The organism is Paenibacillus sp. BT-177 (assembly GCF_025846815.2).
GTDB classification, from domain to species: domain Bacteria; phylum Bacillota; class Bacilli; order Paenibacillales; family Paenibacillaceae; genus Paenibacillus; species Paenibacillus polymyxa_C.
Genome location: NZ_JAOYTP010000001.1, coordinates 475,465 through 491,884, shown reverse-complemented (window position 1 = coordinate 491,884; position 16,420 = coordinate 475,465). Strand labels below are relative to the sequence as shown.

Sequence of the window (16,420 nt, the reverse complement as noted above, 5' to 3'; positions counted from 1 at the left end):
ACAATAGTATAATGGATGTGATGCCGATGTCATTGAGTATGACCGGATACGGTCAAGCCATCCTTCATCATGAGGGGTATAAAGTGCGCTTGGAATTGAAATCGGTCAATCACCGCTATTGCGAAGTGATGATGAGAATTCCACGTGAATGGACTCGATATGAAGATGGCTTGAGAAGAACGGTTCAACAGCAAATTAAACGCGGTCGTATCGATGTTTTCATCCACAGGGAACGTGATGAAGAACAGATACCCGCCGCACGGTTGAATGACACTGTCGTGCAGGCTTACCTGCGTGCAGCGGAGCAGCTGGCGGATCGTTATGGCGTGAAAGGAACGTTAGGTATAAGTGATATCCTTGCTTTGCCTGATGTTCTGGGTGAGCCTGGAGAGGCTTGCAATGGAGACGAAGAGGACTGGGAAGAGCATTTACAGCGAGCTTTGAACGAAGCTTTGCAAGGATTGCTGGAGATGAGAAGGCGAGAAGGCGGGCATTTGGCACAAGATGTGGAATCTCGTATCTTACGTCTGGAATCCTTTCATCATGAAATGACGGTGTTGGCTCCTCATGTTGTGAGCGACTACCGTAACAGGCTGAAGCACAGGCTTAAAGAGCTTCAGGACGGTTCATTTACGCTTGATGAACATAAGTTCGGAATGGAGATTGCGTTATTCGCGGATCGCAGCAATATTGATGAGGAGCTTACCCGGCTTCAAAGTCATTTTGGACAGTGCAAAAGGTTGCTGCTGTCGGACGAGCCGGCCGGTCGCAAATTAGATTTTTTAATCCAGGAAATGAACAGGGAAGTCAACACGATCGGCTCTAAGGCTAATCATCTCACATTAGTTAATTTGGTCGTTGAGATGAAAGCAGAGCTCGAAAAAATTCGTGAGCAGGCTGCAAATATTGAGTAGCTACCTGGTAGCGGCACGGCTGCAATAGTCACATGTATAGGGGGAAAGACCTGAATATGGCAATCAAATTGATCAATATTGGCTTTGGCAATATCGTGTCGGCCAACCGAATAATCTCCATCGTCAGTCCGGAGTCTGCTCCGATCAAGCGGATTATACAGGAAGCCAGGGACCGTCATATGTTAATTGATGCTACCTATGGCCGCCGGACACGGGCTGTTATTATTACAGACAGTGATCATGTAATCCTGTCTGCGGTGCAGCCGGAGACGGTCGCTCATCGCCTATCCACTAAAGATGATGACAATGACGAATAAAAATGGAGTGTACTATGGCTAAGGGATTATTATTTGTAATATCCGGACCTTCGGGGGTCGGTAAAGGGACGGTAGGCAATGCATTGCGCGAAAAGCTACCTGAGATAACGTATTCCGTTTCTGCTACAACTCGAACACCTCGTTCGGGCGAGCAGGATGGAGTGACCTATTTTTTCAAAACGCGTGAAGAATTTTTAGGCATGATTGAACGAGATGAATTGCTGGAGTACGCAGAGTATGTAGGTAACTACTATGGCACTCCACGTGATTTTGTAGACCAGACGCTTGCGCAGGGTAAAGATATCTTTCTGGAAATTGAAGTTCAGGGCGCGCTAAAGGTTAAAGAAAAATTCCCGGAAGGCATATTCATTTTCTTGCTTCCGCCTTCACTGGATGAATTGAAGGATAGAATTCGGGGACGTGGCACAGAAACTCAAGCAACCATTGATCACCGTATGTCGGTAGCTGTGGACGAGATGAACCTGTTACGTCACTATGATTATGCGGTTGTCAATGATGAGATTGATTTCGCTTGTAAACGAATAGAATCCATTATTATCGCCGAACATTGTAAGGTTCGACCTTAATCGAGGCTTTACATATGCCAAGCGTACCAAAAGAGAAATAATACTGTATAAGCTGAGCTTGAAGGTGTACACTGGAGTTCAGCTTATACAGCTTAAAACTACATGAAGAGGTGTCTATTCGTGCTGTATCCTTCCATTGATGAAATGATGAAAAAGGTAGATAGTAAATATTCGCTGGTTGTAGCGGCATCACGCCGTGCTAGACAGTTGCGTGAGGGTGAGAAGACGAGCTTGAAGAGTCCTAAATCTCACAAACAGGTTGGAGTAGCTCTGGAAGAGATCTATGCAGATCATCTTTTGCTTGAAAGCGGCGAAGAAGAATAAGAATTATAGACAATCATTATAACCAGGCGCAATGCCAATTCCTTTGACAACCGCAAGGTTGTTATTTTTTTCGGTCAGGGGGAGTTAACGATGTTGAAGGGGAAAGTTATTATTCTTGGTATAACCGGTGGAATTGCTGCTTATAAAGGGGCTGCGCTCTGCAGTAAGTTGACGCAAAAGGGAGCCGATGTTCATGTGATTATGACGGCTTCTGCCAAGGAGTTTATTACCGAACTTACACTGCAGTCACTCTCTCGCAATCCGGTGTACAGTGATACATTTGATGAAAGAGAGCCGTCCATCGTATCTCATATTCATCTGGCGGATGCGGCTGATTTGGTGCTAGTTGCTCCTGCAACGGCGAATATCATCGGAAAAATGGCGCATGGTCTTGCTGATGATATGTTATCGACAACGTTACTGGCTACGACAGCACCTATTATGGTGGCCCCTGCGATGAACGTACATATGTACACTCATCCGGCAGTCATGCAAAATATGGAGACACTGGTAACACGTGGTGTGAAGATGATTGAGCCTGGGGAAGGATTACTGGCTTGCGGTTACGTTGGCAAAGGACGTTTGGAAGAGCCAGAAACTATTGTGCAAACGATTGAGCGCTTTTTTGATCAGCAGGCTCTGGAACCTGAAGCCGCAATCAAATCTGAATCACGGTGGTTTGGAGAAGAATCTACAGAGAATCAAGTAACTGAGCCACTTGTAAATAAGAATGAACTAGCGCTTTCAGGAAAAAAAGTCATTGTCACGGCTGGAGGCACGATTGAGCGAATTGATCCTGTCCGTTATATTACGAATGATTCATCCGGTAAAATGGGCTTTGCTATTGCGAAAGTGGCTCAAGAGATGGGGGCGGAGGTACATTTGATTGCTGCCAATACCAGCGCGGAGCCGCCTTCAGGTATTTCGCTTGAAAGAGTCCAGTCAGCTGAAGATATGTACCAGGCTGTGCTAAAACAATGGGAAACGAGTGACATGGTCGTTATGGCTGCTGCTGTGGCAGATTATCGACCACGTGAGGTGGCACAGACTAAGATCAAGAAAAAAGATAGTGTATTTACATTAGAGTTAGTGAAGAACGTTGATATTTTGGAATCACTCGGACGCAGCAAGAAACATCAATTTTTAATTGGCTTTGCAGCAGAAACGGGAAATTTGGAGACGTATGCAATAGATAAATTAGAACGTAAAAACTGTGATTTGCTTGCGGCAAACGATGTAACTGTGGATGGTGCAGGTTTTGGTGTTGATACAAATGCTGTTCAAATATATGACCGAAGCGGGATGGTAGAGCAGATCCCTGTACAGTCAAAGGAAGAAGTTGCGCGTAAATTGCTTACTCTAGCCGCGGGACGCATGGGTGGGGTGTTGCATTAATGGAAACAGGCAATTTAGTTGCCAAGGTTATTGTCGATGTACCTGCCAAGGATACAAATCGTACCTTTGATTACCTGATACCGGATTCCATGAAACCTTGGATTGAGCCAGGTAGTCGGGTAGCTGTGCCTTTTGGCAAACGGACGGTGCAGGCTTTTGTTATCTCGGTAGTTCCAGCTGAGGAGTCGCCGAAATACAGGATGAGGGCGATTCAGGAGTTGTTAGATCTGGTACCGCCCTTATCTCCCGATTTGGTTGAATTGGGCAAATGGATGAGCGAACGTTATGCTTGTAATCAGATTATGGCACTGCAAGTGATGATTCCTACCGCGCTTAAGGGCAAGGCGGAACGTTATATCTCAATTGCCAAACAGCATGAGTCTACGAATCCACAGCGGTCTATGCTGTCTAATCAGGAGGATGAGATCGAATGGGCCCTTCTGGCTGACGACGGTATGAGTGATCCGGCGGAGCGTCAGATTGTCAGCTTCATTCAGAATAAGGAGCAAGTCCCGTTGCAGCAACTCAGTAGACGCTTCCCCGAGGAGGCGGAGGTTATTAAATCGCTGTTACGCCGCGGAGTGCTTCAGGAAAGTCAGGTTATTAAAGACAAGCTTGGCAAAAAGACGATGAAAGCTGTTGATTTGGCTATCAGCATAGATGAGGCATCCATGGCACTGGAGCAATTTTCTGCCAAGGCGCAGCGTCAGCGGGAGGTACTTGCTTTCTTGCTGGAACGTAGCGAGTTTCTGCCTCTGCCGCTGAAGGAAGTAATGACCTCGCTAGGTGTATCGGCTGCCACGGTTAAGGCACTGGAAGATAAGGGCTATGTGTTACAGGAAGACGTTGAAGTCTTTCGCGATCCCTATCGGGGCAGACACTTCAAGCCTACAGATCCTCTCCCGCTTACGGGAGAGCAGCAGTTAGTGTATGAACGGATTGTTCGTCAGCTGGACATGCGTGAGCAAGGAGCTTATTTGCTGCATGGAGTTACAGGGAGCGGTAAGACGGAAATCTATCTGCAGACTATTCAGCGCTGTATCGAGCAGAATCGCCAGGCCATTGTGCTCGTACCTGAAATATCATTAACCCCACAAATGGTCGAACGTTTCAAAGGTCGTTTTGGCGACCAGGTCGCAGTGATGCACAGTAGGTTGTCGGGGGGAGAACGGTACGATGAGTGGCGCAAAATACGCGAAGGCCGTGTGAAAGTGGCGATTGGTGCTCGCTCGGCAGTATTTGCGCCTTTTCGTGAGTTAGGTCTTATTATTATGGATGAGGAGCACGAAACGTCCTATAAGCAGGAAGAGACACCTAAATACCATGCGCGTGATGTCGCCATTCGCAGAGCCCATCAGCATGGGGCTGTCGTTATTCTCGGTTCAGCTACACCATCATTGGAAAGCTATTATGCTGCCCGCTCCCAAAGCAACGACGAATTCGCGCCGTTGCTGCTTGAAATGCCGACCCGCGCATTAGGGAACACGTTACCCGAAGTCCATATCATGGACATGCGTGAGGAGCTACGGGCCGGCAACCGCTCCATGTTCAGCCGTGCGTTGCATAATGGAATCGCAGAGCGATTAGAGCGTAAGGAGCAGACGGTATTGCTGTTGAACCGGCGTGGTCACTCCACGTTCGTCATGTGCCGGAGCTGCGGCTATGTGGCAGGATGTCCGGATTGTGATATTTCGCTTACCTATCATCAGCGGTCGAACAATTTACGTTGTCATTATTGCGGCTATTCTGAGCCTGTACCTCAGACTTGCCCGGAGTGCGGTAGTGAGCATATTCGTTACTTCGGTACAGGTACGCAGCGAGTGGAAGAAGAGTTGGCTAAGCTATTCCCCGGCATACGTGTTGTCCGAATGGATGTCGATACCACAACTGAAAAAAACGCTCATGAAAAGCTGCTCAAGCAATTTCGTGATAAAAAAGCAGACGTACTGCTGGGTACTCAAATGGTAGCCAAAGGGCTGGACTTTCCCGATGTAACGCTGGTAGGTGTCATTACTGCGGATTCCGCTCTTAATTTACCGGATTTTCGGGCTGCGGAAAAGACATTTCAGCTGTTAACACAAGTAGCCGGGCGTGCTGGAAGGCATCAATTGCCGGGGGAAGTATTCGTACAATCCTACACTCCAGAGCATTATTCGGTGGTTCACGCAAGTCGTCATGATTATGCATCTTTTGTGAGAGAAGAGTTGAAACATCGTCGCAATCTGCACTACCCGCCATATTGCCGACTAATCTTAGTGACCTTTTCTCATGAACAGCTCCCGGTGCTGGTCCGACTGGCTGAAAATTATTCAGCGACACTACAAGGACGAGCCAGACAACGGGGCTGGTTCGGGAATATGGACCGGCTTACATCGGATGTGCTGGATATTTTGGGGCCAGTAGCTTCACCCATTTCGAGAATCAAGAATAGATACCGATTTCAATGTATGATAAAATGGCGTGGAAATATCGACGCGATTGGTTTGGCTCAGCAAGTGGCTGATGAAATGGCTGAATCTGCACAGGCACAAAAGTTGCTGATTAGTTTGGATGTTGATCCGCAAATGCTTATGTAGAGTGTTAACACTAAAGTTATTAGTACAATTAATGCGGACAAGCCGTCCGTACATAGGATAATGTAGCAGTCGCTTTTGTGATGAATACAGTAAAGCCTAAATGAAGGAAAGAGGAAGGTGTTCTGTTGTCATGTCAATTAGAATTATAGTGTTGGAGCCGGATGACGTATTGCATAAAGTAGCAAAGGAAGTTACAAAAATTACGCCTAATGTGCAAAAGCTGCTGGACGATATGGCTGATACGATGTATGAAGCAGAAGGAGTAGGTCTTGCTGCTCCACAAGTAGGTATTTTGAAGCGACTCATCGTTGTAGATGCTGGAGACGAGCATGGCTTGATTAAAATGATCAATCCAGAAATTGTGGCCGAAGAAGGAGAACAATTGGGACCTGAAGGCTGCCTGAGTATTCCAGGATTGAACGGAGATGTACGTCGTGCCGAGAAGGTTACAGTCAAGGGACTGGATCGCGAGGGCAAGGCTATTACCGTTACAGCGACAGGATTGCTTTCTCGTGCTTTTCAGCACGAAATTGATCATCTAAATGGAGTATTGTTCACGGATATTGCAGAAAAAGTATATGAGGTTGCTCTGGAACAGCCAGGACCGAACCGTCAGGCAGGGGAGTGAGGTTCGATGAGTCAAGACATTCGTATTATCTTTATGGGTACACCTGAATTTGCAGTCCCATCGCTGAATATGTTGCTGGACAACGGATATAACGTGGTCGGCGTAATTACTCAGCCAGATAAACCACAGGGACGGAAAAAAATATTGACGCCTACACCAGTCAAGGAAGCGGCTGAAAAGCGCGGATTACCTGTGCTGCAACCGACCCGCCTGCGGCAGCCGGAAGCAGTGGCTCAGGTGGCAGAGTTGCGTCCCGACCTGATCGTCACCGCAGCTTACGGTCAAATTTTGCCTAAGTCCGTATTAGACTTGCCTCGTTTCGGCTGTCTGAATGTGCATGGTTCGTTACTTCCCCGATATCGGGGAGGTGCACCGATCCAGCGTGCGATTATTAACGGTGAAACAGTGACGGGTGTAACGCTAATGTATATGGCGGAAGGGCTGGACACCGGCGATATGATATCGCGGGTTGAGGTGGCTATAGAGCCGGAGGATACGTCGGGCACAATTTTTGAGAAGCTAAGCGTAGCCGGAGCGAGACTTTTGCAGGACGAGCTGCCCAAGTTGCTGGCAGGGCAATCAGACCGTATACCGCAAAATGAGGACGAGGCGACCTATGCCCCTAACCTGAACCGTGATGATGAGCGCGTTACATGGAGTGATAATGCGCAGCAAATATACAACCGGATTCGCGGTCTGGTTCCTTTTTCTGGCGCGTTTACACTTTGGGAGAACAATGTTTTTAAAATATGGGCTGCGGAGCAGCCTTCCATAAATAATGAAGCGAGTGGCTCAAATGCTCCAGCACCCGGCACGGTTCTTCAATTAACCGCTCGTGGCATTGAGGTGCAGACAGGTAAAGGAACCCTCTGGCTGACCCAGGTTCAACCGGCAGGCAAGAAGGTTATGGAAGCCGGAACCTTTGCGCGCGGTGGACAGATGAAGCCCGGCACGGTGCTCGGATGAGCGGGGGACACTCCCGTCAGGGAGACCAACGCAAGGGAGTGGGGACCAGATCAGGCAAGACTCGCAAACAGACGGCGCGGGAAGTTGCACTTGATGTGCTGACCGGTGTGGAGCAAGAGGGCGCGTATAGCAATCTTGAGCTCAATCGCCGGCTTCAGCAGGCAGGTTTATCTGCAAGTGACGTTGGTTTGACGACGGAACTTGTATACGGTACAGTGGCACGCCGAAATACACTGGATTATTTTTTGAATAAATTTGTTCAAAAAGGAACGGCCAAGCTTCAGCCTTGGGTACGTTCATTGCTGCGGATGAGCGTGTATCAGCTGGTGTATCTGGATCGAGTTCCGGATCATGCAGTTGTTAGTGAAGCAGTGACCATTGCCAAACGGCGCGGGCATCAGGGAATTTCCGGTATGGTCAATGGCGTACTTCGCAGCATGCTGCGTGAGCCGGACAAGCTGCGCATTCCTGACGATTTGTCAGCAGAGGAACGGATTTCTCTAGAACATTCCCATCCACAGTGGCTAGTTAAGCGCTGGATCAAGCAATACGGTGCCGATACAGCTGAGGCTATCTGCAAGGCTAATAACGAGCCCCCTGCGGTCAGTGTACGAGTGAATACGACGATGACCAGTCGTGATCAGCTGCTGGACGAGATGGTTGCAAAAGGGATTGATGCCGTTCCTTCGCCCGTTAGCCCCTATGGGATTGTTGTTCGTAGCGGCGGAAATATGGCGCTTACCTCGTGGTATACGGACGGATTGTTGTCTGTACAGGATGAAAGCTCCATGCTTGTTGCCGAAGCGGTCGCTCCTGAGCCTGGCATGACAGTGCTGGATTGCTGCGCAGCTCCAGGCGGCAAAACAGCTCATATGGCTGAGCTGATGAAGGATCGCGGCCGGATCGTTGCGAATGATCTGCATGCCCATAAGCATCAATTAATCCGTGAGCAAGCGAATCGGCTTGGTCTGGATGCTGTTGAGACGGTTACCGGTGATGCGTTGGACTTAAAGGAACGATATGCTCCGGCTTCTTTTGACCGTATTTTGCTGGATGCACCATGCTCCGGTTTTGGGGTAATTCGCCGTAAACCTGATCTGCGTTGGAGCAAAACTGCGGAGGATGTTCGCGATATTACTCAACTGCAGCACGAGTTGCTGGATAGTGTGGCCGGACTGTTGAAGCCGGGTGGTATTCTGGTATACAGCACTTGCACGATTGAGCCTGATGAAAATGAAGGACAATTGGCTCGGTTTTTAAGCGAACATCCAGAGTATGAGTTGGCAAAGGATCATTCTTTTCCAGACGTGAATCACGAAATGGATGGTATACAGAAAGGCTCAGTACAGCTGTTACCGCAGCATTTTCACAGTGACGGATTTTATATCGCGCGTCTGCGCCGGGTAAAGTAGATCGGAAGAGAATTCCAGGTAGCTGCCCACCAGTATTTCCACAATCCGCCGGACACTTCCGGCGGTTTTTTGCATGAAGATGAAAAATTTTTACCCCCTCAGGGATTTGTGCTAAAATAGGAAGAATGAAAAACACTGTCTGCGATTAAACAGAACTTAATGAAGAAGGAACGGGTGCAAATATTGATGAAACCTTTTATATATGATTTAACACTGGAAGAGCTTCAGGACTGGGCCAAAAATAATGGTGAGCCTGCCTTTCGGGGAGGACAAATTTTTGACTGGCTGTATGTAAAGCGGGTCAATAATTTCAGCGAGATGACCAATTTGTCCAAGGCGCTGAGAGAAAAGCTGGAGGAGCAATTCAGTTTTGTGACGCTTCACGAAATTACAAAGTTGGAATCGAAAGATGGTACTGTTAAATTTCTGTTTGGTTTACATGATGACCATGCTATTGAGACGGTTATCATGAGACACAATTACGGAAACAGTATTTGTGTAACGACTCAAGTAGGTTGCCGGATTGGCTGTACTTTTTGTGCTTCGACGCTTGGGGGTCTCAAAAGAAACCTGACGGCTGGCGAAATTACTGCACAGGTGGTGCAGGCTCAGAAAATTCTGGATAAAACGAATGAACGAGTGAGCAGTATCGTAATTATGGGCTCGGGTGAGCCTTTTGAGAACTATGAAGCGACAATGACGTTTTTACGTACAATGATTCATGAAAAAGGCCTGAATATTGGTCAACGTCATATTACGGTCTCAACCAGCGGCATTGTGCCCAATATTTATAAATTTGCTGACGAGGATACACAAATTAATCTGGCAATATCCATTCATGCGCCTAATGATGCGCTGCGTTCGAAGCTAATGCCTGTAAATCGGCGGTATCCTTTTAAGGATGTTATGGATTCTCTTCGTTATTATCTTGCTAAGACGGGGCGGAGAATTTCATTCGAATATGCCTTGATCGGTGGAGTGAACGACCAGGCAGAACATGCTGAAGAGCTTGCGGATGTGTTGAAGGACATGCTGTGTCACGTCAATTTGATTCCAGTCAACCATGTGCCTGAGCGCAAGTATGTGCGCACATCGCGCAGTGATATTTTTAATTTTCAACGTATTCTTGCCGAAAAAGGCGTCAATGTGACGATCCGGCGTGAACAGGGTCACGATATTGCCGCTGCTTGCGGTCAGTTGCGTGCAAAGCATATGGAGTTGGGGTGAAACCATTTGATCAAAACAGTTCATGTCAGCCATGTCGGACGTGTGCGTTCGGTAAATGAGGATTCTGCCTGGATCAGGCACTTGGAACAAGGCTATATTCTTGGAATTGTTGCCGATGGTATGGGGGGGCATCTGGCCGGTGATACGGCCAGCCGCCTTGCGGTAGAGACACTTGCCGCTGATTTGGCGACGCTGGAGAGCGGGTTATCCGCACATTCTTTGACGGCGGCGCTCAGCGACGCTATTTTGCATGCCAATGAAGTCATCTTCCAAACGGCTGCGCGCGATGACCAGTATCATAATATGGGAACGACGGTTGTTGCCGTTTTGCTCAACGATGCATCTGGAATTATCGGACATATCGGTGACAGTCGCGCCTATGTCATATCCAAAGGAACGGTACGTCAGCTTACAGAAGACCATACTTTGGTTAATGAGTTGTTCAAAAACGGTCAGATCAGTAAGGAAGAGCGGGAGAACCATCCCCGTCGCAATGTGCTGACACGGGCATTGGGAACTGATTCCGAGGTGAAGGTGGACATTGACACCATTACGCTAGAAAAAGGCGATGTGCTATTACTATGCAGTGACGGATTAAGCAATTTGGTAACAGAAGAACAGATCCGTAAGGTAGTAGGTGCCGCAGAAAATCCTTTGGAGGAACGTGCGGATCGTCTGCTACACCTGGCGTTGCTTGCCGGTGGAGACGATAACATTACTGTAGCTTTGTTTGAATTGCCCGACAACACGGTTTCATTGAGTGAAAAGGGGTGTGAAGCATGATCGGGCACCTGCTTGGGGGAAGATACGAAATTATTGAGCGCATCGGTGGCGGCGGTATGGCGCTGGTGTATAAGGCTCAAGACATTTTGCTGAATCGCAATGTCGCGGTTAAAGTGTTGCGTCAGCAATTTGTTCATGATGAGGAATTTATTCGCCGGTTTCGGCGCGAGGCACAGTCAGCAGCCTCACTTTCTCATTCGAACGTGGTCAGTATTTATGATGTCGGCCAAGAGGATGAAATCCATTATATTGTAATGGAATGCGTTGAAGGCAAAAATTTGAATGAGATTATTAAAGAACGTGCGCCATTACAAGTGGATGAAGCAGTGCGGATTGCTTCCCAGATTTGTGATGCGCTGGAACATGCCCACCAAAATCAGATTATTCACCGAGACATTAAGCCTCATAATATTTTAATTGGACGTAATGGACGGGTTAAGGTAACCGATTTTGGGATTGCTCGAGCTGTTACGTCAACGACAATTACCCAGACAGGTTCTGTTGTGGGTTCTGTTCATTATTTTTCACCTGAGCATGCAAAGGGTGTCATTACCGGCGAAAAATCGGACTTATATTCTTTAGGTATTGTCTTATATCAAATGCTAACGGCACAGCTTCCTTTTCTGGGAGAAAGCCCAATTAGTGTGGCACTCAAGCATTTGCAAGAGGAATTTGAGGAACCGCGTAAAATTAACCCGTTGATTCCGCAAAGTGTAGAAAATGTCATTTTAAAATCGATGCGCAAAAATCCGGAGGAACGTTATCAATCGGCAGACGAAATGCTAAGAGATTTGGAAACCTGTCTGCTACCGGGGCGGCGCAATGAATCTAAGCTGGAGTTTACACATTTGGATGATGAGGACCAAACGCGGGTTATCCCAGCTATTAAGCCTCAACAACTAGGTGTGTCTTCCAGTGGTGACGATGTGCCTGTCCAACCTCGTGAGTCTGAACAGCTTCCGAGTAAGCAATCGTCCAAGAAAAATAGAAAAAAAACGATCTTCTGGGTAACACTAGTGTTGGTGCTGCTTTTGTGCATGGGCGGCGTGGTGTACTATGTGCAAAGTGTGCTTGTCGTGCCTGAGGTGAAAGTACCAAGTGTACTGACACAAACAGAAGACCAAGCGAAGGTCACTCTAAGTAAAGCAGGACTAGTCATTGACGATCCAATCCAGCATGAATATAAAGAGGGGATTGCACCAGGAGTTGTTTTTTATCAAAGCTACCCTGAAGGCTCTTTAGTCAAGGAAGGAACGGAGATTAGTCTGAAAGTCGGAATTGCCAAGCCGCTCACCCCGATGCCAGATGTCAAAGGGCAAAGCTACGAGAATGCTGTCAAGCTACTGACCGCCCAGCAAATTAAGGAAACGCAGATTCAGCAAAATGAGCAGTTCAGTGATCAGGCTGAAGGAACCGTCCTTAGTCAGACACCCGCTGCAAATGAGCCATTTGATAAGGATTCGGTTCAGGTAGTGCTCACAGTCAGCAAAGGCGCTGCCACTGTTAAAATGCCGAATCTGGTAGGAATGACGCAGAACCAGGCGGAAAATGAGGTCAAAAAGGCGGGGCTGAAGGTAGGCTCTATTAAAGAGGAATTTAGCTATGAGCAGGATAAAGGAAAAGTAACCAAACAATGGCCGTCTGAGGCGGGCAGTGATTTGCCTCCAAATACGGAAATTACGTTTTATGTAAGTACGGGTTATCCGCCAGAAGCAATTACATTACCGTTTAATGTACCTGTGGTGCCGAAAGAAGAGGGCAAGAACAGCAAAATTCGTATCACTTATACAGATGCACGTGGAGAAAATCAGGAGTGGGGCAGCCGTACGATTAATACGACACAGACGTTTACGATCAACCTGCTGATGGCCCCTAACAAAGACAGTGTCGTCTCCGTATTTAGAGATGGTGCTTTTGTTGACACGTATCCTGTTTCTTATATTGATGCAAAAAATGGAACGGTGACGATGCCTCAAATTGCTCCACCTGCAGGAACATCACCGACTGATTCATCTGGTGGTACTTCCTCGCAGAATGGAAATGGAAACGGTGAGGAAGGAAACAGCGGGGAATCTTCTAATGATAACGGTAATGGTGGAGGCGACTCTAACAACCAGGAGGGAACAGAAGGTGATGGTGACCCTTCTGCTTTTGCCCCAGGAACCGATTCCGCAGGAGTTACGCGCAGTGAGTTAGCGGTTAGCAAAAAGAACAACCCTGGTCACGGTTCCTACAAAAAGAAGGACAAAGTGATCGAGGCTGTGCAGCATCAGTAAACTTACTAGAGAAAGAAGCTTAACCTGTTCCACACAATGAAACTTGAACATTATGAAGGAGGACATCTTACACATGCCTGAAGGTCTGATCGTCAAGGCGCTTAGCGGATATTATTATGTCTCCAGCCTGGATCAGGATGGGCGTCCGGTATCCGGCGAAGCTACGGTACAATGCAGAGCACGTGGCCTTTTCAAGAAAAAAGAGATTACGCCCCTTGTCGGTGATCGGGTCGTTTACGAACTGACTGAAAACGGGGAAGGTATGGTCAAGGAGATTAGAAAGCGTACGACGGAGCTAATTCGCCCTCCTGTGGCTAATACCACGCTGGCTGTGTTGCTGTTTTCCCTGCGTGAGCCGGATTTAAACCTGCCTTTACTGGACAAATTTTTAGTCCATATTGAGCACGCCGGGCTGGATACGATTATCTGTCTGACCAAGCGCGATTTGTATGAAGGCAGCCCTTCAGAGGATGATACGGTGCTGAAGGTTCAGGAAATGTACCGGAAGATCGGTTACGAGGTGCTGGTAACCAGCGCCCGTACCGGAGAGGGGACGGCTGAGCTCAAGAAGCTGTTGGCCGGCCAAATCAGCGTGTTTTCCGGTCAGTCAGGTGTAGGAAAGTCCTCCATGCTAAATGCTTTGGAGCCCGGGTTAACGCTGGAGACGAGCGCCATCAGCAATAAGCTGGGACGAGGAAGACATACGACTCGTCATGTGGAGCTGATTCCATTAGACAACGGTGGGTTTGTAGCAGATACACCAGGGTTTAGCCAACTGGATTTTTTGGAGCTGGGTGTGGATGAGTTATCGCCTTGTTTTCGAGAATTCCAACAATATGCAGAGGGATGCAAATTTCGAGGTTGTACGCATATTCACGAACCTGGCTGTAAAGTAAGAGAGGCTTTGGAAGAGGGGCATATTTCACAGGGACGATATGATAGCTATCTGCAATTTTATCAGGAATTAAAAGAAAAAAAGCGGAGGTATTGAGCATATGTTAAAAATAGCACCGTCGATTTTATCCGCTGATTTTGCTCGTTTGGGCAGTGAAGTCGCGGAAGTCCAAGCAGCGGGGGCAGACTGGATTCATGTTGATGTTATGGATGGTCATTTTGTATCCAATATTACACTGGGCCCCCCTATCGTTCAGGCTATTCGGCCGCATACAACTCTCCCACTGGACGTTCATCTGATGATTGAGCAGCCTGAACGTTATATCGGTGATTTCGTAAAGGCAGGAGCCAATATCATCACGGTTCATGCGGAGGCCTGTGTTCATTTGCATGGTGTCATTCACTTGATCAAGCAGCAAGGCGCTCTGGCGGGAGTGGCTCTCAATCCGGGGACATCACCATACGCGATCAAGGAAGTGCTGCCCAATGTGGATATGATTCTTGTAATGACGGTTAACCCTGGTTTTGGAGGCCAGTCCTTCATTCCAGAGACGTTGAATAAAATCAGACAAATCCGTGCTTGGTTGAACGAATTGGGTCGTCCAGACGTACATATCGAGGTGGATGGAGGTATTGCGGAAGAGACGGCACCAGCCGTATTTGAAGCAGGTGCTGACGTATTAGTGGCAGGTAGTGCAGTATACGGCAGAGCGGACCGTGCAGCGGCTATTACTGCTATTCGGGATAGTGTCGCTCATTTGTCCAAGTGAAGCTAACTGAAGCACTGTGGATGACCTTAGCGAGTATGATGACCGGTTTGACCCTCAGTTGTTTCTCGCTAGTGAAGACACCTTGGAATGCCATTCTTTCACTTTTGGCTGTTCTTATTGTCCTGTTTTATTTTCGTAAAAATGAACGGCGTGGTTTGCGCATCGGTTTTGTGGTATGTAGTGTGCTTTATTATATCTTGTTTATTTTTATACTCTCAGCATATCTCTATGTTCATGGACTTGTCTGATGGTATAGCCTGGGATGGTTGTGCATAAATATGGTTACATGAGCGGGATTCTCATGTAGCCTTTTTTTGTGGGGCAACAACCCTTGACAGGTTGCATAAACTACAGAGAACGGATGCAGGAGGATGATGGGGAGGGTGAGGCATGAAGTTTTACACAATCAAGCTGCCAAAATTTCTGGGTGGATTCGTCAAAGCCATTTTGAATACATTCCAGAAGAACTGAAATCAAAGTAACGTTAACACAGGATGTAGGATGAAGGCTAAAGGTACACAGGAGGCACGCTTCCCGGGCACAACAGATTGATAGCTCGGCAGTAAACGACAGAAACGCGCGGGAAGGTGCCTGACATTTTGTCCTCTTGAATCAGTGGGATATTATTCGAATAATCAAAAAAGCACCCGTTTAAAACGAGGTGCCTTTTGTTTATAACGATATTTTTTTACGACTACACGCGAGTCACTTTACCGGCTTTCAATGCACGAGTGCTGACATAAACGCGTTTCGGTTTACCGTTAACGAGAATGCGAACTTTTTGTACGTTGACGCCCCAAGTACGGCGATTACGGTTGTTAGCGTGAGATACGTGGTTACCGCTGCCAGGCTTTTTGCCTGTTACAGAACATTTACGAGACATGATTCCACCTCCTATTCTGAAAATAACCAAACTCCATATGGAATGGGTCGCTCTTCAGGCCGACTGGGTCAGCCGGACTTTATAAGTCACTAACCTGAACAAAACAATACTTAAATATAATATCATAGTCAAAAAAGCTCCGTCAACTGATTCAAAAACTTTATTTATTTCTCTTTCGCATTATAGTACAATATGGGATAGCTATTGCTGCGACTATTTTGTTTTTTAATGGAATGTGAATTCTTATTCCAGTCATGCCGGGCAGTTCAGAGGCGGGACCATAATCATTATTCCGGCCAATGATTTTTTGTTGGGTAGTTGACTGGTTTTTCATATTATATGAGCTGTGGAAAGAAACCAGAGGATGGTTACGGAAGCTTACGAAAGGGTGACATTCGTATTCGTCGTCTGGCTTTAGTATAATTCAATTAAACCTTGAACAAGTGTTGTGAAGATGGATTGTAAAAC

16 protein-coding genes are annotated in these 16,420 nt (G+C 47.3%); 15 read left to right on the top strand and 1 reads right to left on the bottom strand.

Annotated features, from left to right (window positions below; all coding sequences use genetic code 11):
* Window positions 1-26 precede the first annotated feature (26 nt).
* The 15 genes from OIU26_RS02450 (at window position 27) to spoVM (ending at window position 15,540) form a co-directional block, all read left to right on the top strand.
* The gene (locus tag OIU26_RS02450) at window positions 27-914 is read left to right on the top strand and encodes a YicC/YloC family endoribonuclease (RefSeq protein ID WP_058710377.1); all 888 of its coding nucleotides are present in this window, start codon (window positions 27-29) and stop codon (window positions 912-914) included.
* Between the two features lie 56 nt (window positions 915-970).
* The gene (gene remA, locus OIU26_RS02445; RefSeq protein ID WP_005548256.1) at window positions 971-1,231 is read left to right on the top strand and encodes an extracellular matrix/biofilm regulator RemA; all 261 of its coding nucleotides are present in this window, start codon (window positions 971-973) and stop codon (window positions 1,229-1,231) included.
* A gap of 14 nt (window positions 1,232-1,245) precedes the next feature.
* Window positions 1,246-1,818, top strand: a complete 573-nt coding sequence (gmk, locus tag OIU26_RS02440) for a guanylate kinase (RefSeq protein WP_013371851.1) — start codon at window positions 1,246-1,248, stop codon at window positions 1,816-1,818.
* A gap of 120 nt (window positions 1,819-1,938) precedes the next feature.
* Window positions 1,939-2,142, top strand: coding sequence for a DNA-directed RNA polymerase subunit omega (rpoZ, locus tag OIU26_RS02435; protein ID WP_013371850.1), 204 nt, complete (start codon window positions 1,939-1,941; stop codon window positions 2,140-2,142).
* Window positions 2,143-2,232: 90 nt separating this feature from the next.
* Window positions 2,233-3,537, top strand: coding sequence for a bifunctional phosphopantothenoylcysteine decarboxylase/phosphopantothenate--cysteine ligase CoaBC (gene coaBC / locus OIU26_RS02430; RefSeq protein WP_264215841.1), 1,305 nt, complete (start codon window positions 2,233-2,235; stop codon window positions 3,535-3,537).
* Complete coding sequence (priA, locus tag OIU26_RS02425) at window positions 3,537-6,113, top strand: primosomal protein N' (RefSeq protein ID WP_264215840.1); 2,577 nt, start codon at window positions 3,537-3,539, stop codon at window positions 6,111-6,113. The genes coaBC and priA overlap by 1 nt, the downstream gene beginning before the upstream one ends.
* Before the next feature lie 130 nt (window positions 6,114-6,243).
* Window positions 6,244-6,741 carry a peptide deformylase gene (gene def, locus OIU26_RS02420; protein WP_058710374.1) on the top strand — a complete coding sequence of 166 codons (498 nt, stop codon included), beginning with the start codon at window positions 6,244-6,246 and terminating at the stop codon, window positions 6,739-6,741.
* 6 nt (window positions 6,742-6,747) lie between these two features.
* A complete protein-coding gene (gene fmt, locus OIU26_RS02415; RefSeq protein WP_264215839.1) occupies window positions 6,748-7,707 on the top strand; it encodes a methionyl-tRNA formyltransferase in 960 nt (319 codons plus the stop codon).
* Entirely contained in the window at window positions 7,704-9,119 is a 1,416-nt protein-coding gene (gene rsmB / locus OIU26_RS02410) for a 16S rRNA (cytosine(967)-C(5))-methyltransferase RsmB (protein ID WP_165079660.1), read from the top strand. Before fmt ends, rsmB begins: the two co-directional genes overlap by 4 nt.
* 186 nt (window positions 9,120-9,305) lie before the next feature.
* Window positions 9,306-10,346 carry a 23S rRNA (adenine(2503)-C(2))-methyltransferase RlmN gene (gene rlmN / locus OIU26_RS02405; protein ID WP_025675760.1) on the top strand — a complete coding sequence of 347 codons (1,041 nt, stop codon included), beginning with the start codon at window positions 9,306-9,308 and terminating at the stop codon, window positions 10,344-10,346.
* A 6-nt stretch (window positions 10,347-10,352) separates the two neighbouring features.
* Entirely contained in the window at window positions 10,353-11,129 is a 777-nt protein-coding gene (locus tag OIU26_RS02400; protein WP_013371843.1) for a Stp1/IreP family PP2C-type Ser/Thr phosphatase, read from the top strand.
* Complete coding sequence (gene pknB / locus OIU26_RS02395; protein ID WP_264215838.1) at window positions 11,126-13,405, top strand: Stk1 family PASTA domain-containing Ser/Thr kinase; 2,280 nt, start codon at window positions 11,126-11,128, stop codon at window positions 13,403-13,405. The genes OIU26_RS02400 and pknB overlap by 4 nt, the downstream gene beginning before the upstream one ends.
* Window positions 13,406-13,478: 73 nt before the next feature.
* Window positions 13,479-14,396, top strand: coding sequence for a ribosome small subunit-dependent GTPase A (gene rsgA, locus OIU26_RS02390; protein ID WP_025674955.1), 918 nt, complete (start codon window positions 13,479-13,481; stop codon window positions 14,394-14,396).
* 4 nt (window positions 14,397-14,400) lie between these two features.
* Complete coding sequence (gene rpe, locus OIU26_RS02385) at window positions 14,401-15,069, top strand: ribulose-phosphate 3-epimerase (RefSeq protein ID WP_013371840.1); 669 nt, start codon at window positions 14,401-14,403, stop codon at window positions 15,067-15,069.
* Window positions 15,070-15,459: 390 nt separating this feature from the next.
* Window positions 15,460-15,540: a stage V sporulation protein SpoVM gene (gene spoVM, locus OIU26_RS02380; RefSeq protein ID WP_010345573.1), complete on the top strand. Its 81-nt coding sequence runs from the start codon at window positions 15,460-15,462 to the stop codon at window positions 15,538-15,540.
* A gap of 223 nt (window positions 15,541-15,763) precedes the next feature.
* Here the strand turns inward: spoVM and rpmB are convergent, their stop codons facing one another.
* Window positions 15,764-15,952 (bottom strand): 50S ribosomal protein L28, encoded by a 189-nt coding sequence (gene rpmB, locus OIU26_RS02375; RefSeq protein ID WP_013310881.1) that lies wholly within the window; start codon window positions 15,950-15,952, stop codon window positions 15,764-15,766.
* Between the last annotated feature and the right edge of the window lie 468 nt (window positions 15,953-16,420).